Consider the following 26690-nt stretch of genomic DNA (forward strand, 5'->3'; position numbering starts at 1 on the left):
GGCCTCCCGTTTGACCGAGTGAGGGCTCATGGGAAATTGCGGCGCCGCGATCGCTTATACGGCAACAATGCCGCGCGGTGTTCCGCTGATGAACCCAAGTTTTGCCCGAAGCGGAGTTGCCACGCTGATCGCTTCGGGTAGTTCCCTACGGGTAGCGTCTCTCTCGTGAGTCGCGCGGAACTGGATAAGGATCCCCGGGATGTCGCGTCGATGTTCGACGGTGTCGCACGCCGGTACGACCTGACCAACACCGTTCTGTCGATGGGTCAGGATCGGTACTGGCGCAAAGCCACCCGGTCGGCGCTCGCCGTCGGGCCGGGGGACAAGGTGTTGGACCTCGCGGCGGGCACTGCCGTGTCCACCGTGGAGCTTAAGAAGTCGGGGGCGTGGTGTGTGGCCACCGACTTCTCGGTCGGCATGCTGGCGGCGGGCGCCGCGCGCGACGTTCCGAAGGTCGCCGGTGATGCCACCAGGCTGCCGTTCGGCGACGACGCATTCGATGCCGTGACAATCAGTTTCGGGCTGCGCAACGTCGTCGACCCCCAGGCCGGGTTGCGCGAGATGGCCCGCGTCACGCGGCCCGGCGGCCGGTTGGTGGTATGCGAGTTCTCCACGCCCAGCAATGCGCTGTTCGCCACGGTCTACAAGGAGTACTTGATGCGGGCGCTGCCGCGGGTGGCGCGGACGGTGTCCAGCAATCCCGACGCGTACGTCTACCTCGCGGAATCGATCAGGGCGTGGCCCGCTCAGGCGGAGCTGGCGCGGCAGATCACCGAGGCCGGATGGTCCGGGGTGCGCTGGCGCAACCTGACCGGCGGCATCGTCGCCTTACACGCCGGCTACAAGCCCGTATAGCTAGCGGCCGGCCGACTGGACCACGCCGACCTGGTCCGGGCAGTAGTGGTCGACCGCGGCGCCGAGGAACTGCAGCGACTGTCCCTCCGTGGTGCCCCGCGGCAGATTGCGCTGGATGAACGTCGCGGACTGGTGGGCGTCGTGGTCCACGCCGCGACCCAGCCGGTCGCAGGTGATCTTGCCCAGCCACGCCAACTGGTCCTGCGGCTGGTAAATGCCGAAGCCGTTGACGGTGTTCTTGAACGGCGCGTCGTAGTCGCTCGGGGGCGACGGCGTCCGCGGGGTGGGGTACGGCGCCGTCGGCGGCGGATCCGCCTGCGCCGGTGCGGAGAGCTGGGCCGGCACCGCCAGCGCGGCGAATGCGACGGCGGCGGCGGCTCCGATAGTAGCCAGGCTCGTTCCCTTCATTAGCGGGACTATACACGTCCCGCTACCGGCGCGCGGACGAAACCCGATGGCCGATTTCAGGCCCCGCAGCCGCAGCCGGGGCCCGCCCACCAGCGGCGATGTGGGCACCGGTCAGTGGAACGGCGTTCGGCGGTCGAGCAGCCGTGACAGCCGCCCGCCGCCCCGCCACGCGCGCGCCACCCAGTCCGCGTCGTCGTCGGTGACCAGATTGGCCATCACCCGCACGGCGATGGTCATCAACGTCGACGAGCGCATCGCGAGCGGTCCGGTCGACGGCAGAAAGCGCTGAAACGTCAGCAGCAGCGCCAGCCTGCGCGCCACCGAGAAGCCCCGGCCGTAGTGCTGCAGCAGCAGCGACGGCCACACCTGCGACAGGTCGGGACACTCCAGCAGCGCCGCGGCCAGCCGTCCGGTCTCGAGCCCGTAGTCGATGCCCTCGCCGTTGAGTGGGTTCACACACGCCGCGGCGTCGCCGATCAGCATCCAGTTGGCGCCGGCCACCCCGGACACGGCGCCGCCCATCGGCAGCAGGGCCGAGGCCACCGCCCGCGGCCGGCCGGTGAAGCCCCATTCGTCGCGGCGCAGGTCGGTGTAGTAGTCGATCAGCGGCCGCAGCGCCAGCTCGGCGGGTCGTTTGGACGTCGACAACGCCCCGACGCCGATGTTCACCTCGCCGTTGCCGAGGGGGAAGATCCAGCCGTAGCCGGGCAGCACTTTGTCCTTGGAGCCGTCGGGGGAACGCAGTTCCAGGTGGGACGTCAGCCAGGGATCGTCGGCCCGCGCCGTGCGCAGGTAGCCGCGGGCGGCGACGCCGTACACGGTCTCCTGATGCCAGCGCCGGCCCAGCTTGCGGCCCATCGGCGAACGGGCACCGTCGGCGACGATCAACTGTCGGCAGCCCACCTCGGTGCCGTCGGCCAAGGTCACCGACGTCACCCGGCCCGATGAATCATGTTGGGCGGCAACGGCCTTGGTTCCGAGCAGCATCCGCGCCCCGGAATCTTCGGCGACTTTGCGGACCCGGTCGTCCAGCTCGAAACGGGCCACCGCGCTGCCGGTCGACGGGAACGACGGGCCGGGCCAGTCGACTTCCACCTCGCCGCCGAAGCCGCTCATCCGCAACCCGCGATGCCGGATGCGGGTGTCCAGCCAGTCGCGCAGCCCGAGCCGTTCCAGCTCGGCGACCGCGCGCGGGGTCAGCCCGTCACCGCAGGCCTTGTCGCGGGGGAAGCTCGCCGAATCGATCACCAGCACGTCATTGCCCGCGCGTGCGGCCCAGGCCGCCGCCGCCGAACCGGCGGGTCCTGCGCCCACGACCACCACCTGGGCGCGGGTCACTGCCGTGTTCATGCACACCAGTATGTTTGGTCCCGTGAGTACTCCGGTGACGGTGGTGGCGGGCGTCGACTTCGGCGACCCCGCTTTCGCGGCGACCGTACGGGATGGGGTGGGGCGCATCGAGCAGCTCATGGACACCGAACTGGGCAGCGCCGACGACATCATGACCGAGTCGCTGACGCACCTGTTCAAGGCCGGCGGCAAGCGGTTCCGGCCGCTGTTCGCCGTGCTGTCGGCGCAGATCGGGCCCAACCCGGACAGCGCGGAGGTGACCATCGCCGGTGCCGTCATCGAGCTGGTGCACCTGGCCACGCTGTACCACGACGACGTGATGGACGAGGCCGAGGTTCGCCGCGGCACGCCCACCGCCAACGTGCGCTGGAGCAACAACGTCGCGATCCTGGCGGGGGACTACCTGTTCGCCACGGCCTCGCGGTTGGTCTCCCGGCTCGGGCCGGAGGCGGTGCGGCTGATCGCCGAGACGTTCGCCCAGTTGGTGACGGGTCAGATGCGCGAGACGCGCGGATTCGTCGAGGGATCCGACCCGATCGAGCACTACCTGAAGGTGGTGTACGAGAAGACCGCGTGCCTGATCGCCGCGGCGGGCCGGTTCGGTGCAATGTTCTCCGGCGCCGACGCCGACCAGGTGGAGCGCCTGAGCCGGCTGGGCGGCATCGTAGGCACCGCGTTCCAGATCTCCGACGACATCATCGACATCGACAGTGACTCCCACGAGTCCGGCAAGCTGCCCGGCACCGACGTGCGTGAGGGCGTGCACACCCTGCCGATGGTTTACGCGCTGCGCGAGCCCGGTCCGGAGGCTGCGCGGCTGCGCGAGTTGCTGGTGGGACCCATCGAAGACGACGACGCGGTGGCCGAGGCGCTGACGCTGCTGCGGGCGTCGCCGGGCATGGACAAGGCCAAACAGTCGCTGCAGGAGTACGCGGAGCAGGCCCGCGCGGAGCTGGCCCTGCTGCCGGACGTGCCGGGCCGCCATGCGCTGCAGACGCTGGTCGACTACACGATCAGCCGGCACGGCTAGCGTCGCCGCAACGGTTTGCGGAACCAAGAGGGCCTTCTCGGGCGTTCAATGAGCTGTAATCGGCAATAACGCACGCCCCCGAGTGTTCCGAGGAGGACACCGATGACCTGGCATCCGCATCACAACACGTTCAAGACGTTCGCGTTGCTGGTTGGCATGTCCGCGTTGATCGTGTTCGTCGGCTCTTTGTTCGGCAGGACCGCGATGTTTTTGGCGGTGCTGTTCGCCATCGGCATGAACGTCTACACGTACTACAACAGCGACAAGCTGGCGCTGCGGGCGATGCACGCGCAACCGGTCTCGGAGGTGCAGGCGCCGGCGATCTATCGGATCGTGCGCGAGCTGGCCACCGCCGCGCACCAGCCGATGCCCCGGCTGTACATCAGCGACACCAATGCGCCCAACGCGTTCGCCACGGGCCGCAACCCGCGCAACGCCGCGGTCTGCTGTACCACCGGCATCCTGGACATCCTCACCGAGCGTGAGTTGCGCGCCGTGCTGGGCCACGAGCTGTCCCACGTCTACAACCGCGACATCCTGATCTCGTGCATCGCGGGCGCGCTGGCGTCGGTGATCACCGCGCTGGCCAACATGGCCATGTTCGCGGGCATGTTCGGCGGTAACGACCGCGACGGCGAGAATCCCTTTGCGCTGCTGCTGGTTTCGTTGCTGGGCCCCATCGCCGCCACGGTGGTGCGGTTGGCGGTGTCGCGGTCACGCGAATACCAGGCGGACGAATCGGGTGCGGTGCTGACGGGCGACCCGCTGGCGCTGGCATCGGCACTGCGCAAGATTTCCGGCGGCGTCCAGGCGGCACCGCTGCCGCCGGAGCCCAAGCTGGCCAGCCAGGCGCACCTGATGATCGCCAACCCGTTCCGGGCGGGCGAGCGGATCGGCGCGCTGTTTTCGACGCACCCGCCGATGGAGGACCGTATCCGGCGGCTGGAGGAAATGGCCGGCCGTTAGGCGACTGTTGTGGGGACGCTCTCGTGGGGCGCCCTTGTGGGGCGCTCTGTCCGGGCCATCAGCGACTGCTGAAAAGCGATAGCGCATGCGCTATCGCTTTCGGTGCAGTCACATTGGTCTCCAGAGCCGCCGCGTTCGAGAGCGATCGGATCAGGCCGCGGCTTCGGGCCTTTCGGCATCGACCAGCGGTTCGTGCCTGTCGCGCTGACCCGCCTCGATCACGCCCTCGATACGCACCGTCCCACCCCTCGCCTCGTGCTGGTGCTGCCAGTCGGTGATCGTCTGGTGGGCGGCGTGATCGAGGTAATGGACGGCAATGGCCACCGTCACCGTCGCCCCCTGCGGAACCGAGGCCAGTACTCGGGTCAGCCTGGGCAGCGCCAGGAAGGTGCACGCGGCGCCCTCGATACCCACCCGCCATTCATCGTCCACCTGCGTGGCTTCGATTTTGGCCCGGATCACCCGCCAGCCGGTCAGCGCGATGGCCAGCGCGAGCCCGATCATGACGCCGTGCAGCAGGTTGAGGAAGACGACGCTAACTGCCGTGACCACGTACACCGCGAGGTCACCGTGCTTCATCGCAGTTTCGATGTGAGCCGGTTTGAGCAGCTGAACCCCGATGACGATGAGCAGCCCGGCGAGGGCGGCGGTGGGGATCTCCTCGACCAGCCCGGCGAACGGGATGGTGAACAACAGGATCCAGACCCCGTGCATTATCGCCGAGGCGCGGGATCTGGCCCCCGCCATGACATTTGTCGAGCTGCGAACGATCACCCCGGTGACCGGGAGCCCACCGACGGCGCCCGACACGATGTTGGCGGCCCCCTGCCCCACCAGTTCGCGGTTGAAGTCGGTGCGGGGCCCGTTGTGCATCCGGTCGACCGACACCGCCGACAACAGGCTCTCGACGCTGGCGATGAGCGCCACCGTGATCACACCGATCGCGATCGCGCCCCAGTTGCCGTGGGGCAGCTCGGGCAACCGCAGCGCGTCCAGCGGTGAGCCCTCGAGGTCGATCCGGCGCACGCGGAATCCGAACACCACCGAGATCACCGTCACCGCCAAGATGGCGACCAGGGGGCCCGGAACGCGGCGCACCTGGGCCGGAACCCAGCGCCAGGCCACCAGGATGACGATCACCAGTACCCCCAGGATCACCCCGGGGCGGTGCGCGCCGACGATCTGGCCGGGCAGTCCGATGAGGTTATTCCAGGCCGTGCTCTTGGATTTTCCGCCCAGCAGCACGTGCGCCTGCTGCAGCGCGATCGTGATACCGATACCGGCCAGCATCGCGTGCACGACGACCGGTGAGATCGCCAGGGCGGCGCGTGCGACACGGCTGAGCCCCAGCAGCACCTGCACCGCTCCGGCGGCAACGGTGATCAAGCAGGTGACGCCCCAGCCGAAATCGGAAACCAGGTCTGCGACAACCACTGTCAGCCCGGCAGCGGGTCCACTGACCTGCAGCGGGGATCCGCCCAGCGCGCCGACGAGGATTCCGCCGACGATCGCGGCGATGAGGCCGGCGAGCACCGGGGCGCCCGACGCGATGGCGATGCCCAGCGACAAGGGGAGTGCGACCAGGAAAACCACGAGTGAGGCCGGCAGGTCGTGCCGGATGACGCTGCGCAACCGATCGATACGGGGTTCGTGCCCTTGTGCCCGGGTCTTCTCACCCGGTCCCTCAACGTTATGCATCGGTCGCGTCCCTCGGTAGGTGTTAGCGGGGGTGTCCCGATATCCGCCCCATCGTGCGCTCATTACCTCTTCGTAACGCGCTGGCGTACAGCCGATTACAACCGACCCGGCTCGCAGGATCGCACCAGAAATCCTGGCCGCCTGGATCGACGGTATTTTGCTGGCAAAAAGCGGTCAAGCCGACGGGCGGGGCCCATAGAGAACGCAAAGATTTGAATTACCGGCCCCAAATGGCCAGTTCAGAAGCCGGAGCCGTACACCTCGTGGCCGGGCGTCTCGGCGATCAGGCCGCGATAGGCCTCCTCGACGGACGAGCCGTGGTTGATCACAGCGTCGACCTCTCGGGCTATCGGCATGGTCAGGCCGAATTCGTCGGCGAACTCCATGATCACGCTGGCCGCCTTGACGCCCTCGGCGACCTGGTTCATCGAGGCGATGATCTCGTCGATCGGCTTGCCCGCGCCCAGTTGTTCCCCGACGTGCCGGTTGCGGCTGCGCTGGCTGGTACACGTGACGATCAGGTCGCCCAGGCCCGCCAGCCCGGGGAAGGTGTCGGGATTGCCGCCCAGGGCGACGCCCAGCTTGGTCATCTCGCGCAGCGCCCGGGCGATCACCAGCGCGCGGGTGTTCTCCCCGATGCCCAGCGAGTAGCCCATCCCGACGGAGATGGCGTAGACGTTCTTCAACGCCCCGGCCATCTCCACCCCGATGACGTCATCGGTGGTGTACACGCGGAAGCGCCGCGTGCGGAACAGGCCCGAGAGCCGGGTCGCCAGATGCTGGTCGGGCATCGCCAGCACCGCCGCCGCGGCGTAGCCCTCGCCGACCTCGCGCGCGATGTTCGGCCCGGCCAGGATGCCGGCGGGGTGGCCGGGCAGTGTCTCCTCGATGATCTGCGACATCCGCATGTTGGTGCCCTGCTCGAGGCCCTTGACCAGCGACACCACCGGCACCCATGGCCGCAACTCCTTGGCCAGCTTGCTCAGCACCCCCCGGAAGCCGTGCGAGGGAACGCCCATGACGACGACGTCCGCCGAATTCGCCGCCTCGGCGAAGTCGGTGGTGGCGCGCAGGGTGTCGCTCAGCACGACGTCGTTGCCGAGATAGCGGCTGTTGCGGTGGTTGTCGTTGATGTCGGAGGCGGTCGCCTCGGAGCGCACCCACTGCAGCGTCGGGCCGCGACGCGCGCAGATGGAGGCCACGGTGGTGCCCCAGGAACCGCCACCGAGGACAACGACACGGGGTTCGCGCTTCTCAGATGCCATGGCGATCAGCGTATTGCGGACACCTGCGATTTTGTAGCAGTTCACCGAGCCGGATCTGGGTGTCACACCGCGTGCCCCCCGGCGTCGTGGATGCGGCTTTCCATACCGAATTCATATTTAGCCCCGACGACATTTGTGTTCGATTAGCCGGCAACGGCAATTATTGCCGCGCGCGGTCAAAGTGCATGACGAATTCATAACCTTCGCGCGGGATCAATCGCCGTGGACTGAACAAGCCGTCCCGGCCCACTCGGATTGTCGAGCGCACCCGCCGCCCCGGCGCGAAAAGCCAACCGCCTCAATGCTGTTGATGACCTGCTCGCTCGGCGTCCCGGCGAATAGGCACCCCGAAACGGAACGCGGCTAAAAATCAGCATGAGTGTTGCCGAAATGCCGAGATCAGGGGCCGTTCGAATGAATCGACGACGCCGAATTCGCCAAACCTCGTTTAGCGTTTCGCGGCATCCGAACACATGATTTGCTGAAAGGGAAAACGCGATGTCTTTCGTAACTGTTCATCCGGACAAGCTGTCCGCGACGGCGAGCAATCTGCAGTCGATCACCCTGGCGCTCAGGGTCGGCAATGCCGCCGCGGCCATCCCGACGACGGCCGTCGTGCCGGCCGCCGCCGACGAGGTGTCCGCGTTGACGGCGGCACAGTTCGCCGCCCACGCGGCGCGGTTTCAGGCGCTGGCCGCCCGGGCCCTCGCGGTGCACGAGCTGCTGGCGGCCACCCTGGCGCAGAGCGCGGGCAGCTACGCGGCCACCGAGGTGGCGAACGCCACGGCGTCGGCGCTCTAGAACGGCGACGCGGGTGGACTACGCGCTGTTGCCGCCGGAGATCAACTCGGGGCGCCTGTATGCGGGCCCGGGCGCGGGCTCGTTGCTGGCCGCCGCCGCGGGCTGGGACGAGCTGGCGGCGGAGCTGCACGGCAGCGCTTCCTCTTTTCGGTCCGTGATCTCCGCACTGACCGGTGGACCCTGGTTGGGTCCGTCGGCACTTGCTCTGGCCGCGGCCGCCACCCCGTGTGTGGCGTGGCTGCAATCCAGCGCCGGCAACGCCGAACTGGCCTGTAGTCAGGCGACGATGGCCGCGGCGGCATACGAGACGGCGTTCGCGCTGACGGTGCCCCCGCCGGAGATCGCGGCCAACCGTGCGCTGCTGGCCGCGCTGATTGCGTCAAATGTGTTGGGGCAGAACACGGCTGCCATTGCCACCGTCGAGGCGACGTACTTCGAGATGTGGGCGCAGGACGCGGCGGCCATGTATGGCTACGCGGGGTCCTCGGCATCGGCGACGCGATTGGCCGACTTCGACGAGGTGCGGGACGTGACCAACCCCGGCGCGCAGGGCGAGCAGGACGCCGCGGTGGCCAAAGCCGTTGGCAACTCGGGCACCCGAGACGCGGCGGCGACCCCTGAGGCTTCGGAGAACCTGCGGACCCTGGCTCAGCCCACCCCCGGCGACCTCAAGCCGATCGACGAATGGATCGCGGAGAACACCCCCTTGGACGACATGGCCTCGATGTACTCGAAATACGTTGTGCCGTATGTCTCGTCCGGCCAGGTCAGCGTCCAGACGGCGCAGTCCTTCGGGCAGATCAGCAACGGGATCACGGCCATGAGCACATTCGGAAGGTCCCTGGCGCCCGCGGCGTCGTCGGCGGCCCAGGCGGCGGGAAACGGCGCCAAGGCGCTGGGTGCGGCGGGAGCCGGTCTGGGCAACGCCGCGCCGGTGGCCGCGGGTGTCGGGCGTGCTATCCCTTTGGGTGCGCTGTCCGTGCCGCCCGGCTGGGCTCCGGTCACCGCCGTCACCAACCCGGGGGTCGCGACACTGACGAGCGCGACGGCCGCCGTACCGCCCGGCGCGGACGGGCTGCACCCGGTGCCGATGACGCCGTTCGGCCCGATGGCCGGGCAGGCGGGCTGGCGCAACATGCCGGCCTACGGGTTCAAACCGTCGGTGATGGCCCGACCGCCGGCGGCGGGCTAACCGGCCAGCGACGCCCGGTCATCGACCCGACCGAACACCATCGCCTCCTCGACGCGGTCGAACCGGTAGTCGAGGGCGTCGGCCAGATAGTTCTGGCGCACATTCCACGGGCGCTTGGTGCCCGACTTGGGCAGCGCGTGCACCGAGCGCAGCACGTAGCCGGCGTTGATGTCCCACGATGGTTTCTCGGCCATCGGCTCGTCGCCGCGATGCGGGGCGGCGTGGGTGTAGCCGTGCGAGGCCATGTGCGCCACCAGTTTTGCCGTTGCCCGGGCGGTGATGTCGGCGCGCAGCGTCCACGACGCGTTGGTGTAGCCCACGCACCAGAACAGGTTCGGCACGTCCTCGAGCATGTGCGCCTTGTAGACGAACCGGTCGCTGGGCTTGATCTCGTTGCCGTCCAGGCTGATCGCGGCCCCACCCAGCGCCTGCAGCTGCAGGCCGGTGGCGGTGACGATGATGTCGGCGTCGAGGTGCCCGCCGGATTGCAGCGCGATACCCGCGGCGTCGAAATGGTCGATGTGATCGGTGACCACCTCGGCGCCTCCCGCGGCGATGGCGTCATACAGATCGGCATCGGGGATCAGGCACATCCGCTGGTCCCACGGGTTGTAACGCGGCTTGAAGTGGGTGTCGACGTCGTAGCCGGGGGGCAGGCTGTTGATCGCCTTGCGCCGCAACAGCGACCGCACCAGCCCCGGCGCCTTGCGGGACAAGGCGAAGAACACCGCCTCGGTCAGGGCGTTGTACATGCGAATGACGAGATGAGCGGGCTTGCGGGGCAACAGTTTTCGCGCGATGGCGGCGACGTTGCCGTACTTGGACGCCGAGATGAGATAGGTCGGCGAGCGCTGCAGCATGGTCACTTTCGCAGCGCGTTCCGACAGCGACGGCAGGAGCGTGATCGCGGTCGCCCCGCTGCCGATCACCACTACCTTCTTGCCGGAGTAGTCGAGGTCCTCGGGCCAGTGCTGCGGGTGCACCACGGTGCCCTGGAACTGGTCGATGCCGTGGAAGTCGGGGGTGTAGCCCTCGTCGTAGTTGTAGTAGCCGCTGGCGAAGAACAGGAAGCGACCGCGGTACAGCGTGCGCGCGCCGTCCTGCTCGACGGTGACCGTCCAGGTGTCGGTGGCGGAGTCCCAGTTGGCCGAGCGCACGTAGCTGCTGAACCGGATGTGCCGGTCGATGCCGTACTTGCGTGCCGTGGCCGCCAGGTACTCGCGGATGTGCACGCCGTCCGCGACGCCCTCTCTGCGGGTCCACGGCTCGAACGGGAAAGACAGCGTGAAGATGCTGCTGTCCGAGCGCACACCGGGATAGCGGAACAGGTCCCATGTCCCGCCGATCTGCGCGCGGCGCTCCAGGATGGTGTACGTCAGGTGCGGATTGCGCTCGGTGATCCGGTAGGCCGCGTCGATGCCGGAGATGCCGGCCCCGACGATGATCACGTCGGAGTATCCGGCGTCAGTGGCGCCGCTGTCGGCGGCTTCCTTGGGCGTCACCGTCATCGTGAACCTCGCTCGAATTGTGGGACCCATCACAAGCCTAGAGACCCACCGGTTGGTCGGGCCAGTAGCTCGCGGCGGGCCGTGCGGACCGCCCGTCAGCGGTAGTTGACGAACTGCAGCGCCACGTCCAGGTCGGCCTGTTTGAGCATCGCGATGACGGCTTGCAGATCGTCACGCTTTTTGCTGGTGACCCGGATCTCGTCGCCCTGGATCTGGGTTTTGACGGCCTTGGGGCCATCGTCACGGATCAGCTTGGTGATCTTCTTGGCGTTCTCGCTGCTGATGCCCTGCTTGAGTGAGCCGCTGATCTTGTAGGTCTTGCCGGAGGCCTGCGGTTCACCGGCGTCGAAGGCCTTCATCGAGATGTCACGCCGGATCAGCTTCTCCTTGAAGACGTCGACCGCCGCCTTGACGCGTTCCTCGGTGGACGACGTCAGCTCGATGGCCTCGTCGCCCTTCCAGGCGATTGTGGTGTCGGTGCCGCGGAAGTCGAACCGGGTGGACAACTCCTTGGCGGCCTGGTTGAGCGCGTTGTCGACCTCTTGGCGATCCACTTTGCTGACGATGTCGAACGATGAATCCGCCATGCATTCCGTCCCTTCACTCGGTTAGGCGTTTGTGCTTTGTCTACTCGCTCGTTGTAACCTGTCTGGCGGCAGGTTGCCCGAGCGGCCAATGGGAGCGGACTGTAAATCCGTCGCGAAAGCTTCACTGGTTCGAATCCAGTACCTGCCACCAAAGTTTTTCCAGGTCAGGCGCTCTTCGTTGTGACCACCTCCGTTAAGGGCCCCGAGCGCGCGCGGCAGTGTCGACGCCGTCGGCGACGGCGTGGAGGTCATCCGGAAACGGCTGGCCGTAGCTGTTCCGCGCGAGCACCGCTGATTTGTGCCCGAGAAGTTTCTGCGTCACCGTGACGTCGGCCCCCTCGCGGAGGGCTGGGGACGGCAAGGTTGCGCGGTAATCTTTTTCCCGGGCGACGGAGGGGAGATGCGGTGCGGCTGAAGCATCTCACCATCGGCGAGCTCGTTGCCGGGGCCGGCGGCGATCCGTGGGAGGTCAACCGGACCCTGCAAGCCGGCCAGCCGGGCCAGATCTCCAACCTTGCCAAGGCCTTCTACGGCGCGGGCCGCCACACCGCCGAGGCCGACCATGCCTTCGAGCAGGCGCGGCAACGCTTCGACGCCGCCTGGAACCATCAGGACGGCGCCAGCCCGATCAACGACTCCGAGGAGGTGCAGCGCACCGCCAAATCGCTTGGCGCGCAGTCCGAGAAGCTGCCGAAGATCGGTGCTGACCTGGAAAACATCGCGGCCGCGCTGGCCGACGCGCAAAAGGCCGGAAATCAAGAGATCGCCCAATTGGAAGCCCAGTTGGAGCAGCTCGATCACCTGATCGACTTGGCGGAGCAGGATCTGCGGGACCACCCCGATGCGGAGAGCCAGCACGAGTTGCAGGCGATAATCAGGCTGCTCAAAGGGGCTGCGGTCAACGACACCAGAGATGCTCTCACTCAGCTGCACACCATCCGCAATGACTACGCGAAATCGCTGCATCAGGCGCAGAAGAATCTGGCGGACGACGGGTACGACCCGGCACGTGTGTTCGGTGTCGACGCGCACGAGCCCGAGACGCCCGAGTCTGCCCAGCAGGATGTGAAGGCCGCCCTCGCCGGCGACAAAGGCGCCGCCGCCCGGGTCAACGGAGTGCTCGGCTCGATCACACCCGACCAACTGGCCGGAAGGGTCCCGTTGAACGCGGAGCAGGCTTCGGTGGTGAGCCAGCTGCAGGCCCAGGAGCACGGCATGAGCGTCGATGCGCTCAGCACCGCAGAGCAGCGCCTCGGCGACCAGAAAGGCATGATCGCCAATTCCCTGCAGCTCATGGGCAACCCGAATCTCACCTTCCCCAAGACCCCGTTGACGATCGGCGCCAACCAGGGATCCGACACCGTCAAAGGTGGCACCACCTCGCTGCCCGACAGCGTTCAGCGGCTGCTGAGCGCTCATTGGCCGGATATCCGCCAGATGAACCAGCTCGCGGGCATCGTCAAAGACGGGGACCGACGCTTTCAGGCCAACACCGACTTGGACCGGGGAATGATGAAACAGGCATCGGTCCTGATGAACAACGCGTTCTGGCGTGCCGGCGAAGGCCAGCCCGGCGATCTCAAGCCCAGCATCGATCCAACGGTTTCCAACGTCCTGTCGGCGGTGTCGCCCGATCACCAGGTCGTGCACGACGCCATGACCACGGGCGACCACGACCGGTTCCTGCAGAACCTCACACACCATTACTGGCAGGACCACGGCCAGGCGGTGAGCGCGTTGTTTTCCTGGACCGGGGACGCGGCCCAGGGGCCCGAGGCACGGATCGCCGGTGAAACCGCGCACGCCTACAGCTCCTACATCGGGGGTCACCAAAAGGAGCTGTTGAGCCTTCCCGGCAATCACACCCTGGGACAAGTCAATCCGAACCTGGTGCAGGGCATGGCCCATGGATTGGGGCCTTACGTCGACAACATCGCCGGTGCGACCGGTGGGCTGCCGGGATTCGGCGACTCCCTCGACAGCGAGGGCGATATTCGGTCGGGCGCGCTGCCCATCGCGAAAGGCGTCTTCTCGGTCATCGACAGCGACCAGGGTGCCGGCCAATATTTCAATGGCCAGGCCTATGCGCACGCCGTCGCGCACGAAGCCGCTTTCGGCAGCGAGCCGACCCATTCGGGTTACGATCCACAGCTTTACGACGCCGCGACGCTGAAGGGGCTGGTCGACGTCGGAACTCACAATGCGTATCACGCCAACGAGGTGAACGGATATCACCAACAGTTATCCGAATATGACTTGAAGAAACAAGCGTATGAGGCCGGGCTGACTGGCCTGACCACAGTGGCCGGGCTACCGCCGGGCGTGGGTACCGTGGCCAGCCCCGCGCTCAACGTTCTCGGACACGGCCTCGAGAACAGCATCCTCGGGCCCGCGCCGAGCGCGCCGGGGGAGAACCCCATCCAACCGATGGACATCGGAGTCGCAGGCCAGGGAATGACCAACGCGATGTTGGGGGCGGGGCACAACGTCACGCTGCCCGACGGGTACGTCGTCTACGACGACCAACACCCGCACGGGCGGCTCGCGACCCTCGACGAAGTGCGGGCGAAATTCCCTGGGCTCACTGCCAGTCAGTACGACGGCGTGATCGGCCCGGCTTTGTCGCACGCGCTCGCGTTACCGCCCGACGAAAAAATGTCGCCGGATGAGTGGATGACGATCCGCTACGACAACGTCGTCGGCGTTCCTCACGCGGACCAAGGACAACCGAAGTGACCAATACTCCAGGCAGGTTCTGCGGTGTCGCAGCGTGCGCGATGTTCGCCGTGTTCTCGATGGCCGGATGCGGCCCGGGCGCACACCGTGGCGACGGTTCCCCGCCGTCGCCGGCGCCTCCCGGCTGGCCGGCGGCCCTCAGCGATTTCACCATGGTCTGGACGGCTGATCCCGGCATCGACGTCACCACCGGGCCCGCGGTGCCCGTGCGCGCCTACACCGAGTCCTACCTGCTCGCTTCCGTCATGGGTGACAGCAAGTACCTCTATCCCGGATTCCAGCAGTCCGTCGATCCCAACCAGTCCATCGACCATCCCACCGGCACGCAGTTTCTGTGGCCCAAGACCGACAATCCGGCAAAGACACCCTGGGTGGGCACCGACCACGCGCACATCTCGTCTGTGACAACCTCCGGCCCGGACGTGACGGTGGTGGTCTGCGAGTACACATTCGGATCAGCCCAACGAGCCCGCAACGGTTATGCGCCCAATATCGGTCAGCCGCCGCCATATTCAGGCATCGACCCCATGCGGATCACGCTGACGGCTCCCGCCGAGCCTCGACCACAATTACCCGCCCAGCGCGGGCCCGCCCGCACACCGTCCGTCGACGCTTTCAACGCGTGGAGGATCACCAGCCATCAGGGCGGTTACTTCGCCCGGTCCGGAGTCGGCGACGAGTGGCCGAACGCGGTCGAAGACAGAAACACATGCCTCGCGAAGGCGCCCCAACACCCCGATCTGCAACGTGGGGGCGAATATCCGCGCGCCGACTTTCCCACCCAACCGCCATCTCCGGGATGGCCCGCCCCCAGCGGGGCATCATGACCCCGGCACGGTTGTGCCACGATCAATAAGATTCGATCCAACCGTATTTCTGCGCCAGCGTCTCCATGCCTGTGCGCACTTCGAGGATCTGTTCTCCATTGATGGGATGGCTGATGTGCAAAAGCATCTCGGTGACGATGCGTTTGAAATCATCGACCGAGAGAACATCGAAGTATTCGCCATCTGCGGTCGAAGCGTCATTGTGACTCGCCGGCGCAGCGTCCGGCGAAGCAACAGGTAATCGGACGGCCGTCGCGAATTTCCCCCTGGCCCCCTCTTCGATCTCAAAAGTTACTTTGACGCCTGGCCGGACACGTGCTTTGTTGATCTCCAGATCATTGGCGTGAAGGAATACGTCCTCACCGCCGATATCGGGAGAAATAAAGCCATAACCGCGAACCTCGTCGAAACGAACGACTTTGCCGGTGACTCTCATGGATACCTCTGTCTGTAGACCCGTGTCGGCGACAATAGTAATCGCGTCCACCACCGCGCTCGGCCTTGGCTACACGCGGCCGGCTCGACGCGCCCCGGCGCGCTTCCTTGCGGCCACGCCACGGCCAGAGGACACCGGTGAGAATCATTCGGTCGCAAAAGTTTTGGTTCGGCGAACGGCTTGACATTCGCTTTCCGCGCGCCGCATCAGGCCATAGCGTGGGCTAACGCGATGTGACCCTCAAGACCCAGGTATTCGGCGCGGACGCGGTACCGGTCGCGGAAATCACGGTAGCGATCATTGTCTCCGCGCGCCCCGGCAAGCAGTGCGTTCAACCGCAGGAGGGGAAGCTCGTGGTAGACGAACCCGGGCTCGGTCGGCGTTGCCGCGAGCTGATCGATCGCCTGCTGCGCCTCGTCAAGGTCTCCGTGGTTACCCCGGTTGAGCAGCGTTTCGACCAGGACGGATGTGCACCAACCTCGATTGGTCATTTCACCGCTGCGGATTTCGTTTTCCAGTATTGCGCGACACAGGCTGATGGCGCCGTCGTAGTCACCGGTCCGGTTCTTCTCTGCTGCGAGTTCGATGTCGACACACCACGCGGCGACGATGATGTTTCGATGCTCGAGTGCCGCGCGACGAGACCTGTCCAGCAGTTGGAATCCCAATTCCCGGTCGGCGTCCTCGCGGCGGACCAAGATGAGCCCGCGGGCGAACTCCGCGTTGGTGAGCGTGAAGTCGTCACCGAACTGCTGGGCGATCTCCAGCGCCTCAGCAGTGTCCCGCAGGGCATCGTCACCGGGCAGAAGGGCCCAGCTTTGGGTGGCAACGTATTTGAACATGACGACAGCACAGAACGTGAATTTGTCGGTCTCGCGCGCCAGCGCGATGGCGTCGTCGAAGTCCTCTCGCCAACCGGGAATGCCGAGGGCGCATCGTGCCGACGCGCGCATCACCAGTGCGAGCGCCAGCGGCGAACCCACGATCACGTTGCCCATGGTGGGATCGCCCCGGGATGCCTCGATGACATGCTGACTCAGCGCGATGGCTTCGTGCAGTTCACCCACCGACCACTTGACGATCGTGGGCACCGTCAAAAGGCCGACGGTCAGCTCGATATCACCGATCGATTCGAGGAGTTCAACATGCTGCGAAGCCAATCGCGAGGCCTCCGCGTACTCGCCGTAGAACTGCATCAGTTGCACGAGCCCCGCCATGCCGATGGCCAGGGACCGCTTGTCCCCCGCGGCGGCGGTCAATTCGCGCAATTCGTCGAAGCGGATGTCGTCCAGGCTTGCGCTGACCCGCCAGATCGTGGCGCACAGTAGCGTCCTCGGCACAATTCGCATGCTCACACGCCGGGCGTCCCCGGCGGGCAACCTGTCAGCCACCTGACGCGCTCGGTCCCAGCTCATCCGCGCACCGCTGATATCGCGGTGGGTCAACCAGTTTCCCGCTCGCATATGCCATTCGAAAGCTGCCGGCAGATCCCCGGCAACCTCTAGGTGATTGGCAACCAAGGCGGCGTTCTCGTCGACCGAATCCGGGTCGCGAGCTTCTATAGTGGCCGCGACGCGCCGGTGTAACTCGGCGCGATCGGAGAGGAGCTGCGATTCGTAGGCCACCGCACGGATCAGCGGATGATGGAACACATACTCGAATTGGCCGCTGGGCCCGGCCGGGTCGATGAACTGAGCCTCCACCAGGTCGGCCACCGATGGTTCGACCCCCAACGCGGTCACCAGGTCGAGGGTGAACCGTGCCCCGATCACGGCCGCCGCGCTCAAGGTGCGCTTAGCGGACCGATCGAGACGGTCGATGCGTGCGGCGATGGTGGCCTGCAGCGTCGCGGGCACGCTGACCGCAGTTACCTGTGCCGTCGACCTGTACGCGCCCGGTTCGCCACACAACACTTGCCGCTCAGCCAGGTCCCGCACCATCTCCTCGGCGAAAAACGGAGTGCCACCGGCTTTTTCGGTGATCATCTTGCCGAGTGCGCCAACAGACGCATCCGGCCCGAGCAACTCGGTGATCAGCGCGGAGGTTTCCCGATCGCTGAGTGGCTCCAGCGCGATGGTCCGCGGACCCGGTGGCTGGGCTAGTGCGCCACGATACTCGGGGCGGTAGGTGACGATCACCAGAGAATTCGTCTGCGGGATCACGGTCAGGAAGTCGGCGATCATCGACTCACTGACCGCATCGATCCAATGCGCGTCCTCCACCACGTACACCGCCGGACTCGTCCGCGCCAACGACGTGGTATTCACCAGTGCCGTCAACCGACGGCGACGCGCGTCGGGATCGATCCGCGCAAGCTGAACGCCCGGGTCCGCAATGCCGAGCAAATCAGTGAGAAGCTGCAGGTCCTCCGGATCGGCATCCGACAGCCTCGCATGCAACGAGGCGCGGCAATCCTGCGCGTCTCGGCCGTCCACGCCGAAGGCCGCACGCAACAGGCGGGTAACGGCATGGAACGGGACCCGGCGAGTGTGCGACTCGCAGGATGCGGTGAACACCTCCACGTCGCGGGCGGCTGCCAGCGCCGCGATCTCTCGAACCAGACGACTCTTGCCTATGCCGGGCGAGCCGACCATGCCGAGCACAGCGCCCTGTCCCGCTGCCGCACGCTCCAGCAGGGCCTCGACGGCGGAGATCTCCCACCGCCGGCCGACCAACGTCGGTTCAGGACGGCCGATCACGCGCCGCCGTTCGCCGATGCCCAGCAGGCGACAAGCGGTCACTGGTTGATCGGCTCCCTTGACCTGAACCAGCTGAGGCTCGCCGAGAATCGCGACGCCACTGACAAGCCGTGCTGTCGAGGCGCTGAGCATCACCCCACCCGGTGGTGCCGCCGACTCCATCCGCTGCGCCATGCCCACCTGCTCGCCAATGGTGGTGTAGCCAAACGAGCCCGAGCCGACTTCTCCGGCGATGACCTGACCGGAATTGAGCCCTATGCGTAAGGCCAGCTCGAGGCCATCGCGATCGCTGACCTCACCCGCCAGCGGGGCAAGCGCCTCGTGGATACCCAGCGCGCAGAGGCACGCGCGCAACGCGTGGTCCTCCAACGCCACCGGCGCCCCGAACACGGCCATGATGCCGTCGCCGGTGAACTTGTCCACCGTGCCGCCATAGCGCCGCACCACCGCCGAACCGCGGTCGGCGAGGTCGGCCATGATCTCGCGGAGGCGCTCTGCACCGACGGATGCCGCGATGGCCATCGAATGGACCACGTCAGCGAAGAGAAGCGTGACCTGCTTGTACTCGGCCCGGATGTCGTCAGCGGTGAGCAGTGAGCCGCAGCCGTGACAGAACCGGGCGTGCTCTAGCGGAGTGGTGCCACATGTCCGGCACGTTGCCTTGGCCGTCATCCAAGCCTCCGCCGATCCGGCCCCCGAGATCCTTAAGAATAGGCGGGGTTCCCCGTCGCGAGCCCGGCTTCGGTGTCCGACGGCGAACCGGGTTGCCCGGCGTCACCATCGCCGTTGTCGATCGCCTGGCTGCGGCCCAGGGCGATCGTGGCCGTCACCATCGCCACCACGGCGATGACCAGGATCAGCGCCGTCAAGCCACCCGCCGCCAGGTGGTCACCGAGCACGACGACCCCGAGTACGACGGCGACGATCGGCTCGCCCACCAGCATGATCGGTACCGACGCCTGCAGGGCCCCGGCATGAAACGCCGAGTTCTGCACCAGGTTCACGGTCACCGCCAGCGCCACCAGCACGTACGGAGCCGGCACGGTCACCAGCGCGTGCCACCCGCCGACCGAGTAGCGGTGAGTGCAGACCTTCGTCACGACCGCGATCATCCCGAGCAGGACCGCCACCGCGACGCCCAGCAGCGACGCCCGCATCCGCCCGGCGGCGCGGTGGGCGGCGACGACGCAGACCAGCACCGACGGCACACTGATCGCCAACGCCAGCGTCCATGCCGGTATCGGCGGACGGCCGTGGCCCTCGCGGGGCTGGCCCACCAGCAGGAAGACCGCCAGTGCGGCCGTCAACAGCATTGCCCAGACCCACTGGATCCGACTGATGCGCTGGTGACACAGCGCCGCACTCAACGGCAACGCGAACAGCAACGACGACACCAGCAGCGGCTGGACCAGCAGCAGCGATCCGTGGGCCAGTGCCACGGCCTGAAACACGTAGCCGGCCACCGCGGCAACGGTGCCCGCCCACCACAACGGTTGGCGGACCAGCGTGCCGGCCATCGCCGCGGACATGGCCTCGTGACCCGGAACGCGCTGGGTGGCCCGTTGCCGGACGACGATTCCCACCGCGGCCCATAACGCGGAAAGCAATGCCGAGACGATCGCGACTGCGTGTTCCGTCACCCACCCCATGCCCTGGCGGATACCCGTGACTTCGGCGCCGTTAACTAAAGACCGGTCAGCGATCGGTCAGCACGCGCCTCAGGCGGGCGTAACTGTCCACATGATCGGCTGCGGCCACGACGCTTTGCGTGGGCGTGGACATCCGGCAGGCGATCTCGCGGGCCCGGGCCTGGTATTGGGGATCCAGGAGGGTCCGCAGGTCGGCGACCAGAGACTCTTCGGTGATGCTCGAAAAACGCCGCGCGAGGCCGACCTTCAATCTTTCGACCTGAGCTCCCCAGAACGGCTGGACCGTGTCCATCGGGAGGATCAGTTGAGGGACTCCGGCGCGCAGTCCCGCAGCGATGGTGCCCGCGCCACCGTGGTGCACAACCGTTCGGCAGGAGGGGAACGCGGCCGCGTAGTTCGTCGCGGCGACGACCTTGACGCGCTCGCCATCGGCGAAGTGCCCGAACTCGCTAACGCCCGAGCAGATCAACGCCCGCTGGCCCAACTTGGCGCAGGCGGCTTCCATCATGGCGAAGGTGTCGGCCGCCGACTTGACCTCCATGCTGCCGAAACCGAAGAAGATCGGCGGTTCCCCCGCGGCGATCCAAGACGCGACCTCGTCATCGGCATCCGTCGGCATCTCGATCGTCAGCGCGCCGACGAACGGCCGATGACCATTCCATTCGGCCCATTCGGATGCCAGCCCGGGAAAGCAAAGCTCCTCGTACGCCTGGATCTCCAGCGACCCGCGTTCGGCGATCCTGCGCGGCGAAGGGTAGGTTGCCTTCGTCAGGCCCAGTTCACGGCGCTGCCGGTTGTCGAGCTTTCTCGTCAGGCGCCAGTTCATGAAATCTGCCACCGCCATGAGGAATCGGCCGAGTCGCGCCGGCACAAACGTCATCAACTGGCCGTTGGCGCGCGCCGGAAACCAATGCAGGGTGGCGAAGGGAATGTCGTAATATTCCGCGACGTTGGCGGTGGCCTCATGGAAAGGCAGGCCCACCAGCAGCAGGTCGGCGTCGTTCGATAGCGACGTCACCGTCGCGCCCACGTTGTCCCAGCACTCGGCAATAATTGCCAGGTACTCGGACCGCAGCCTACTGAGATCCCCTACCCTCCAAGGCTTCCGGAGCAAACACGCCCAAAAGTCGTTGTATACGTCCAGCAGTGGCTGCGTTTTGAGCGCGAAACCAGTGCACTCGACGCCCACCGACTCGACGAAGCCGACCAGCTCGGGCGGTACCGCCATGTGCACCTCGTGCCCACGGCGCATCAACTCGAGTCCGACAGCAACGCAAGGTTCGACGTCACCGCGAGTTCCATGACTTGCCAGCACAAATCGCATCCCAACCACCGTATCAATTCGGTGCACGCACAAATGAATTGGTCAGGGTGGCTGCCAAGTGCCGCGACACGCCGCCGCACCCGGCAGTGAACGACTTCCGATTCCGTGCGTCAATTTGGCCGAAGCCTGGTCGGATGCCATCGTTGTCGGGCAGGATTATGGCGTGAACCTGGTCGAGGTTGCGGGGGGCGTGACATTGCGACGTGTCGACACCGATGACTCTGATCGCTTCGTAGCTACCGGCGTGAATCAACACGCCACCACAGGTCGAAGCGGCGAGCACCGCTCAGCATGAGACTCGGACAAGAATTCGATCCGCGGAACAACGCGTTGAATGCCTGGCGGTTGACGCTGGCGACCGGAGTAATCCTGTGCCACTCGTGGCCACTCACCGGTCGTCACGTGTCGTTTGCGCCAGCTCAGCAGCTACTCCGCGACGTGTGGGTCGACGGTTTCTTTGCGATCTCGGGCTTCCTCATCATGTCGAGCTGGTTCAGCAACCCGCGGCTGCGTAGCTACTTCGTTGCCCGAAGTCTTCGTATCCTGCCCGGATTATGGGTGTGCCTGGCCGTCACCGCTTTCGTCATCGCCCCGATCGCCGTGGCGATTCAAGGCGGTTCGGCCGTCGCGCTGCTGACGTCCGGCGCGCCGATCACGTATGTCTTGAAGAACAGCGCGGTGATGCTTCTTCAGTTCGATGTGGGCGGAACACCGCGCGGAACCCCATGGCCAGGGTGGGACGGTTCCCTGTGGACCCTGCAGTGGGAGGTGTTGTGCTACATCGCGGTTGCCGGCTTCGGCATCATCGGCCTGCTCAGGCGTCGTTGGCTGGTTCCTTCGTTGCTGGCCCTTGCGCTCTGCGCCTCGGCGATACTCCCGCCGTTTGGTGACACCGTTGCCGAGCAACCACTGGCCGGGCAGCAAAACGTCCACGGTCTGACTCCCGCGCAGATCCTCGGCGTGATCGCTGCCCGTTTCGCGGTCATGTTTCTGGCCGGCGCCCTCGTTTATCAGTTGCGAGACATAATTCCCGCTCGATGGTCGCTCGTTGTGCTGAGCATAGTCATCGTTCTAGCGGCCAGTGCGCTTCCCAATTACCGGTTGGTCGCCGCAATTCCGTTGGCTTACGCAATTATCGTTTCCGGTGCCCTCATCCGGAATAAGCACTTGAGATTACGGACGGATTTGTCCTACGGCGTATACATTTACGCGTGGCCGATGCAGCAATTGCTGATCATCTGCGGGCTCGTCGTTTTGAATCCGGTGGCGTTCGCGATCGTCGCGGCAATCGCCACCCTGCCGCTGGCGGCGCTGAGCTGGTTTGCGGTCGAGAAACCCGCGATGGCACTGAAGTCGCGTCTCAAACGCAAGACTGTCGCCGCGACAAGCGAAAGTCATCTCGGGCAGATGGTTGCGGAGAGTCCCACCGCCCGCACAACCTGACGGCAACCCGATGCGTACCAAGGCAATTACTCTGACGGCCGTCGTGGCGGCCATCGCGTCGGCCGCACTGACACTGCTGCCATGGATTGACCTGAACCGGCTGGGATTGCCGTTTCGGTGGAATGGCCTGGGGATCTACATCGGCGAGCACGGCGAACACTACGACGACCTGCTCACCGGCCTCGTGAACAGCGCACCGGGATGGACCGTGCTGGTCGCCTCGCTGGCGGCGGCCGGGGCGCTGCTTGCTGCGACGCGCGTGCGCGGACTGGACCTCGTCGCATGCGGATGCGCGGCCGTCGCATTCGTCAGCGCTGTCTTGTGCTTGGTGCATCCGGTTGTACTGGCCGGCGACGCGACGCGCGAGATGGGGGTATCCCTGGGCTCAGAGCGGGAAGTGCTCAACATCGGCGCGCTGATCGCCGAGGCCGCGGCCACCGGCGTGCTGGTGGTCTGTACCGCGCTCGTCGTCGCCAGGGCGAAAAGAACTGTGAGCCAACCTGATTGAGGCCGCAGGCGACGGTCAGAACCAGGGGCCCGGGTAGTGACCGTCCTGGTCTTGCACCATGACGATCTCCTTGCACTCGCCGTTGGCGCCCGGCGCGGTCTCGCCACGGCATACCAGCGTCCACCCGGAAATCCGCTCGAAGGGCCGAAGTGCCCAGTTCGATGCCACGGAATCGGTTGCGGGCAAGGCGATCACGGAGAATGTCCCATTGCTGCCGGTGATGTAAAGGTGGTCTTCGAAGAACGCCAGTCTGGAGATCGACAGCTTCTTGGCTTCGTCTCGGCTTTTCTGGAAGTCCCACTGCTGGCTGCGCAGGTTCCATACGCCAAACCCGAACTGGGAGGTGTCCGAGCCGTGGCCGTCGACGAACAGTTTGCCATCGGACAGCGCCGCGGTCAGGCCGCCGCCCGAGATCCGGTCGGAATCGCCGATCTTGATGACGGACTTGGCGTTGAGGTCGTAGAACATCGTCGACAGCACCGGCGGGTTGTAGGAATCCCAGTGCGTCAGTTTCACCAGTTTGTTTGGGCCGTCTGATAATTCGGCGTCGACGGATTGCACGTCGTTGTCCTGGTAGATCGCTTCGCCGCCGGGCAGGCGCAGCTCCGCGCCGGACATCTTGCCGGGCTCGGTGTTGCGCTGAAAAGCCAGCACGTCCTGCCAGGCTCGGGCGGGCTGCGGATCGTTCCACGTCATCGACAGGTCGCCGCCGCCCAGGACCACGGTCCGGGGCGGGGATGCGGCGCCGTGGCCGTCGGTGAAGGCGTTGAGCCACGCCACGCCCGAGGCTGTCGAGGCCAGCCCCCACTCGTTCGGCGCGGCCGGCTTCAGCTCGGGGGCCGGCGGCTGCAACTCCTTGCCGGCCACCTGTCGGCCGGTCTTGGAGTCGACGGCGTAGGCGGTGGTCTTGGTGACGGCCGGGGCGCCGGCCTGCGCCGGCGTGACGGTGGTGACGAGGTACACGACTTTCATGTCGTCGACCGTGCCGGTCAGCGCGCAGATGCCGCCGGTGAGGGAGTCGCCGGCGGGGATCGTAGGTACGGCGGGCGCGACGTATTGCCCGCTCTTCGGGTCGAAGATCTTCGGCCGAATGTCCTCGAGTGCCGATTTGCTGACCGAGAACTTCTCCGGGCAGCCAAAATACGCCGTGCCGCCGTAGCTCTTCCAGTCCTTTTGCAGCGGGCCGGTGACCGGGGCGGCCGGGGCGGCGGCGTGGACGCTCGTCTTCGACGCGGACGTCGGGGTGGTGGCGGTGAGCGCGGGCGGCGCCACGGTCTCCGAACAGGACGCGACGGCCAGGCAGCCCACCGACGCGACTACGGCACGCCGGTAGCCGCGCAAGAGGCGCCGTGCCGCGGGGGCCCAGGCTGCACGCATTGAAAACTCCCGTTAAGTTCGTGTAACCAAGGAGCGTAGAGCCGCCCCGATGCGACCGCGACTCGGACGCGCACGGCCCGCCATCACAGGGTCGCCGGCGCCACCTGTCGGTCGAAGCTCTTGGGTCCGCTCAGGCTCATCATCGGCTTCCAGGGCGCCGGTCTCTCTCGCCATACATAAAAGCGGGAACGTGTACCGAGCGGGCTCTTGGCCGCTCAATCGTGGGCGCGCAGCCGCACCATCCGCGTTGTCGACGTCTCGTCCAGCTCGACCACATCGGAGCGCGAGCGCAGGAAGTCGCTGAATGAGCGGAATCCCAAGGATCTTTCGCTGAACGACGGGTCCATCCGCTTCATCTGTGCCTTCACGGCGGAGTTGTGCAGCCAGTCGACGTCGTCTTTGTCCAGGCCGATCTGCAGGGCGCGCGTCAGCAGGGCGGTGGCGGCGGGCTGCGGGTCGGGCTGCTCGTCCGGCTCGTCCCGGCCGGTCGTCTTGCCGCGGGCGGGGGCCCGCTTCTTCGGCTTGTCCGTCTCCGCGTCGGCCGGCGCCGGTGCGGGCGCCGGAACCCCCGGCAGCGCGTCGTAGATGACGAAGTCGTCGCAGGCGGCCGCGAGCGCCCGGCTCGAGGCGCCGGCCACCCCGATGCCGACCACGTAGCGGCCGAGCCTCTTGCAGCGCTGGGCCAACGGAATGTAGTCGGAGTCGCCGGCCACGATCACCACATGGGTCAGGTCGGGCAGCCGGAACATGTCCTCGACCGCGTCGACGGCCAGCCGGATGTCGGCACCGTTCTTGCCGTAGGCGGCCGCCGGGAACAGCTGCACCAGATCGACCGCGCGGGCCACCAGCTGCCCGCGATATCCGGCGTTGATATCCGCCGACCAGTCCGCGTAGGCGCGGGTGAGCACCAGGGTCCCGAAGGACGACGCGAAGTCGAGGATGGCGGCGACGTCGACCGTCGCCCGGTCCAGCCGCTCCGCGTGCTGCTCGAGCCCCTTGGCCTTATCCCGCTGAAAGGAATTCCGCCCGTGGATCTGGTCGTACCGGGAGATCACGATGTTGTCGAAGTCGAGGTAGACAGCCACTCGGGTCGCAACCGGTTCGGTCATGCACTCGATCATTGCTGAGCAGGATCAAAGCGGGTACCCAGCCCTCATGAATGAGGTGAAGTTTCTCCAGCTGCACGGCGATCGCATCGCCTATCGCGACGAGGGCGATGGCGACGTGCTGCTGCTCATCCACGGCATGGCGGGCAGTTCGGAGACCTGGCGGTCGGTGATCCCGCCGCTGTCGAAGCAGTTCCGGGTGATCGCCCCGGACCTGCTCGGCCACGGCGACTCGGCGAAACCCCGCACGGACTACTCGCTGGGCGCTTTCGCGGTGTGGCTTCGTGATTTCCTGGACGAGCTCGGCGTCAGCCACGCAACCGTCGTCGGTCACTCGCTCGGTGGTGGGGTCGCGATGCAGTTCGTCTACCAGCACCCCGACTACGCCCAACGGCTGATCCTGATCAGCAGCGGCGGCCTGGGTCCCGACGTCGGATGGGTGTTGCGGCTGCTCTCGGCGCCCGGGGCGGAGTTCGTGCTGCCGACCATCGCCCCGCCGCCCGTGTTGTCCGTCGGCAACAAGCTGCGGTCCTGGATGAAAAGCGCCGGCATCCGCTCACCGCGCGGCGCCGAGCTGTGGAGCGCCTACTCGTCGCTGGCGGACGGCCAAACCCGGCAGTCGTTCCTGCGGACACTGCGATCGGTGGTGGATTACCGCGGGCAGGCGGTCAGCGCGCTCAACAGGCTGCGGCTGCGCGAGGATCTACCGGTCATGGCGATCTGGGGCGAGCGCGACGGCATCATCCCCGTCGACCACGCCTACGCCGCGCACGAAGCGCGCACGGACGCGAGACTCGAGGTGCTGCCCGACGTCGGCCACTTCGCGCAGGTCGAGGCGCCCGAGCAGGTGGTGGAGTTGATCGAGGACTTCATCACCACGGGCGAACGCCGCGATAACGAAAGCCCGCAGCCGAGCGTGTGATAC

The 26690-nt window shown here is 66.6% G+C and carries 22 protein-coding genes and 1 tRNA gene; 11 read left to right on the forward strand and 12 right to left on the reverse strand.

Features of this window, described 5'->3' with window-relative positions; translation table 11 throughout:
- The first annotated feature begins 165 nt into the window (after nucleotides 1-165).
- Complete coding sequence (locus OQ789_RS03035) at nucleotides 166-855, forward strand: demethylmenaquinone methyltransferase (RefSeq protein ID WP_324683419.1); 690 nt, start codon at nucleotides 166-168, stop codon at nucleotides 853-855.
- On the opposite strand, the gene OQ789_RS03040 is transcribed toward OQ789_RS03035, so the two are convergent.
- Nucleotides 856-1263: a DUF732 domain-containing protein gene (locus OQ789_RS03040; RefSeq protein WP_324683421.1), complete on the reverse strand. Its 408-nt coding sequence runs from the start codon at nucleotides 1261-1263 to the stop codon at nucleotides 856-858.
- Between the two features lie 111 nt (nucleotides 1264-1374).
- Nucleotides 1375-2613, reverse strand: a complete 1239-nt coding sequence (gene menJ, locus OQ789_RS03045; RefSeq protein WP_324683422.1) for a menaquinone reductase — start codon at nucleotides 2611-2613, stop codon at nucleotides 1375-1377.
- Nucleotides 2614-2635: 22 nt separating this feature from the next.
- Here menJ and grcC1 point away from each other — a divergent pair, with 22 nt between their 5' ends.
- A complete protein-coding gene (grcC1, locus tag OQ789_RS03050; RefSeq protein ID WP_324683424.1) occupies nucleotides 2636-3643 on the forward strand; it encodes a nonaprenyl/(2E,6E)-farnesyl/geranylgeranyl diphosphat synthase in 1008 nt (335 codons plus the stop codon).
- Nucleotides 3644-3745: 102 nt separating this feature from the next.
- The gene (gene htpX, locus OQ789_RS03055; RefSeq protein WP_324683426.1) at nucleotides 3746-4609 is read left to right on the forward strand and encodes a zinc metalloprotease HtpX; all 864 of its coding nucleotides are present in this window, start codon (nucleotides 3746-3748) and stop codon (nucleotides 4607-4609) included.
- A gap of 150 nt (nucleotides 4610-4759) precedes the next feature.
- On the opposite strand, the gene OQ789_RS03060 is transcribed toward htpX, so the two are convergent.
- Together OQ789_RS03060 and OQ789_RS03065 are read right to left on the reverse strand one after the other, a co-directional pair.
- Nucleotides 4760-6307 carry a SulP family inorganic anion transporter gene (locus tag OQ789_RS03060; protein ID WP_324683427.1) on the reverse strand — a complete coding sequence of 516 codons (1548 nt, stop codon included), beginning with the start codon at nucleotides 6305-6307 and terminating at the stop codon, nucleotides 4760-4762.
- 239 nt (nucleotides 6308-6546) lie between these two features.
- Entirely contained in the window at nucleotides 6547-7572 is a 1026-nt protein-coding gene (locus OQ789_RS03065) for an NAD(P)H-dependent glycerol-3-phosphate dehydrogenase (RefSeq protein ID WP_324683428.1), read from the reverse strand.
- 498 nt (nucleotides 7573-8070) lie between these two features.
- On the opposite strand from OQ789_RS03065, the gene OQ789_RS03070 reads away from it, so the two are divergent.
- Nucleotides 8071-8373 carry a PE family protein gene (locus OQ789_RS03070; RefSeq protein ID WP_324683429.1) on the forward strand — a complete coding sequence of 101 codons (303 nt, stop codon included), beginning with the start codon at nucleotides 8071-8073 and terminating at the stop codon, nucleotides 8371-8373.
- Between the two features lie 13 nt (nucleotides 8374-8386).
- Nucleotides 8387-9565: a PPE family protein gene (locus OQ789_RS03075; protein WP_324683430.1), complete on the forward strand. Its 1179-nt coding sequence runs from the start codon at nucleotides 8387-8389 to the stop codon at nucleotides 9563-9565.
- Here OQ789_RS03075 and OQ789_RS03080 read toward each other — a convergent pair.
- Both OQ789_RS03080 and OQ789_RS03085 read right to left on the reverse strand, forming a co-directional pair.
- A complete protein-coding gene (locus OQ789_RS03080) occupies nucleotides 9562-11073 on the reverse strand; it encodes an NAD(P)/FAD-dependent oxidoreductase (protein ID WP_324683431.1) in 1512 nt (503 codons plus the stop codon). The genes OQ789_RS03075 and OQ789_RS03080 overlap by 4 nt on opposite strands.
- A gap of 95 nt (nucleotides 11074-11168) precedes the next feature.
- A complete protein-coding gene (locus tag OQ789_RS03085) occupies nucleotides 11169-11660 on the reverse strand; it encodes a YajQ family cyclic di-GMP-binding protein (RefSeq protein ID WP_324683433.1) in 492 nt (163 codons plus the stop codon).
- A 67-nt stretch (nucleotides 11661-11727) separates the two neighbouring features.
- Here OQ789_RS03085 and OQ789_RS03090 point away from each other — a divergent pair.
- The 3 genes from OQ789_RS03090 (at nucleotide 11728) to OQ789_RS03100 (ending at nucleotide 15223) form a co-directional block, all read left to right on the forward strand.
- A tRNA-Tyr gene (locus OQ789_RS03090) sits at nucleotides 11728-11811 on the forward strand.
- 254 nt (nucleotides 11812-12065) lie between these two features.
- Nucleotides 12066-14396, forward strand: coding sequence for a hypothetical protein (locus OQ789_RS03095; RefSeq protein WP_324683435.1), 2331 nt, complete (start codon nucleotides 12066-12068; stop codon nucleotides 14394-14396).
- Nucleotides 14397-14437: 41 nt separating this feature from the next.
- Nucleotides 14438-15223: a hypothetical protein gene (locus OQ789_RS03100; RefSeq protein WP_420716034.1), complete on the forward strand. Its 786-nt coding sequence runs from the start codon at nucleotides 14438-14440 to the stop codon at nucleotides 15221-15223.
- 22 nt (nucleotides 15224-15245) lie between these two features.
- Here the strand turns inward: OQ789_RS03100 and OQ789_RS03105 are convergent, their stop codons facing one another.
- From OQ789_RS03105 to OQ789_RS03120, 4 genes are all read right to left on the reverse strand, one after another.
- A complete protein-coding gene (locus tag OQ789_RS03105) occupies nucleotides 15246-15713 on the reverse strand; it encodes a cold shock domain-containing protein (protein WP_324683439.1) in 468 nt (155 codons plus the stop codon).
- A 152-nt stretch (nucleotides 15714-15865) separates the two neighbouring features.
- Entirely contained in the window at nucleotides 15866-19030 is a 3165-nt protein-coding gene (locus OQ789_RS03110; RefSeq protein ID WP_324683441.1) for an ATP-binding protein, read from the reverse strand.
- A 32-nt stretch (nucleotides 19031-19062) separates the two neighbouring features.
- Entirely contained in the window at nucleotides 19063-20007 is a 945-nt protein-coding gene (locus OQ789_RS03115) for a DMT family transporter (RefSeq protein WP_324683442.1), read from the reverse strand.
- Between the two features lie 46 nt (nucleotides 20008-20053).
- On the reverse strand, nucleotides 20054-21331 hold the full coding sequence (locus OQ789_RS03120) for a glycosyltransferase (protein ID WP_324683444.1): 1278 nt from the start codon (nucleotides 21329-21331) through the stop codon (nucleotides 20054-20056).
- A 291-nt stretch (nucleotides 21332-21622) separates the two neighbouring features.
- Between OQ789_RS03120 and OQ789_RS03125 the strand changes: the two genes are divergently transcribed.
- Together OQ789_RS03125 and OQ789_RS03130 are read left to right on the forward strand one after the other, a co-directional pair.
- Nucleotides 21623-22774, forward strand: coding sequence for an acyltransferase (locus OQ789_RS03125; protein WP_324683445.1), 1152 nt, complete (start codon nucleotides 21623-21625; stop codon nucleotides 22772-22774).
- 43 nt (nucleotides 22775-22817) lie between these two features.
- The gene (locus tag OQ789_RS03130) at nucleotides 22818-23282 is read left to right on the forward strand and encodes a hypothetical protein (RefSeq protein WP_324683446.1); all 465 of its coding nucleotides are present in this window, start codon (nucleotides 22818-22820) and stop codon (nucleotides 23280-23282) included.
- A 15-nt stretch (nucleotides 23283-23297) separates the two neighbouring features.
- Here the strand turns inward: OQ789_RS03130 and OQ789_RS03135 are convergent, their stop codons facing one another.
- Nucleotides 23298-24659 carry a hypothetical protein gene (locus OQ789_RS03135; protein WP_324683448.1) on the reverse strand — a complete coding sequence of 454 codons (1362 nt, stop codon included), beginning with the start codon at nucleotides 24657-24659 and terminating at the stop codon, nucleotides 23298-23300.
- A 215-nt stretch (nucleotides 24660-24874) separates the two neighbouring features.
- Complete coding sequence (locus OQ789_RS03140) at nucleotides 24875-25780, reverse strand: NYN domain-containing protein (RefSeq protein ID WP_324683449.1); 906 nt, start codon at nucleotides 25778-25780, stop codon at nucleotides 24875-24877.
- Between the two features lie 34 nt (nucleotides 25781-25814).
- Between OQ789_RS03140 and OQ789_RS03145 the strand changes: the two genes are divergently transcribed.
- On the forward strand, nucleotides 25815-26687 hold the full coding sequence (locus OQ789_RS03145) for an alpha/beta fold hydrolase (protein WP_324683450.1): 873 nt from the start codon (nucleotides 25815-25817) through the stop codon (nucleotides 26685-26687).
- Nucleotides 26688-26690: the final 3 nt, after the last annotated feature.

Source organism: Mycobacterium sp. 94-17 (assembly GCF_035617725.1).
In the GTDB taxonomy this organism is placed as follows: Bacteria; Actinomycetota; Actinomycetes; order Mycobacteriales; family Mycobacteriaceae; genus Mycobacterium.

Excerpts from the sequence above, each read along its gene's own strand:
- OQ789_RS03070 (WP_324683429.1), top strand. The coding sequence starts at position 8,071 with ATGTCTTTCGTAACTGTTCATCCGGACAAGCTGTCCGCGACGGCGAGC.
- OQ789_RS03080 (WP_324683431.1), bottom strand. The coding sequence starts at position 11,073 with ATGACGGTGACGCCCAAGGAAGCCGCCGACAGCGGCGCCACTGACGCC.
- menJ (WP_324683422.1), bottom strand. The coding sequence starts at position 2,613 with ATGAACACGGCAGTGACCCGCGCCCAGGTGGTGGTCGTGGGCGCAGGA.
- OQ789_RS03145 (WP_324683450.1), top strand. The coding sequence starts at position 25,815 with ATGAATGAGGTGAAGTTTCTCCAGCTGCACGGCGATCGCATCGCCTAT.
- OQ789_RS03140 (WP_324683449.1), bottom strand. The coding sequence starts at position 25,780 with ATGATCGAGTGCATGACCGAACCGGTTGCGACCCGAGTGGCTGTCTAC.
- OQ789_RS03120 (WP_324683444.1), bottom strand. The coding sequence starts at position 21,331 with ATGCGATTTGTGCTGGCAAGTCATGGAACTCGCGGTGACGTCGAACCT.
- OQ789_RS03135 (WP_324683448.1), bottom strand. The coding sequence starts at position 24,659 with ATGCGTGCAGCCTGGGCCCCCGCGGCACGGCGCCTCTTGCGCGGCTAC.
- OQ789_RS03100 (WP_420716034.1), top strand. The coding sequence starts at position 14,438 with ATGTTCGCCGTGTTCTCGATGGCCGGATGCGGCCCGGGCGCACACCGT.
- OQ789_RS03060 (WP_324683427.1), bottom strand. The coding sequence starts at position 6,307 with ATGCATAACGTTGAGGGACCGGGTGAGAAGACCCGGGCACAAGGGCAC.
- OQ789_RS03110 (WP_324683441.1), bottom strand. The coding sequence starts at position 19,030 with ATGACGGCCAAGGCAACGTGCCGGACATGTGGCACCACTCCGCTAGAG.
- OQ789_RS03040 (WP_324683421.1), bottom strand. The coding sequence starts at position 1,263 with ATGAAGGGAACGAGCCTGGCTACTATCGGAGCCGCCGCCGCCGTCGCA.
- OQ789_RS03085 (WP_324683433.1), bottom strand. The coding sequence starts at position 11,660 with ATGGCGGATTCATCGTTCGACATCGTCAGCAAAGTGGATCGCCAAGAG.
- OQ789_RS03125 (WP_324683445.1), top strand. The coding sequence starts at position 21,623 with ATGAGACTCGGACAAGAATTCGATCCGCGGAACAACGCGTTGAATGCC.
- htpX (WP_324683426.1), top strand. The coding sequence starts at position 3,746 with ATGACCTGGCATCCGCATCACAACACGTTCAAGACGTTCGCGTTGCTG.
- OQ789_RS03115 (WP_324683442.1), bottom strand. The coding sequence starts at position 20,007 with ATGGGGTGGGTGACGGAACACGCAGTCGCGATCGTCTCGGCATTGCTT.
- OQ789_RS03065 (WP_324683428.1), bottom strand. The coding sequence starts at position 7,572 with ATGGCATCTGAGAAGCGCGAACCCCGTGTCGTTGTCCTCGGTGGCGGT.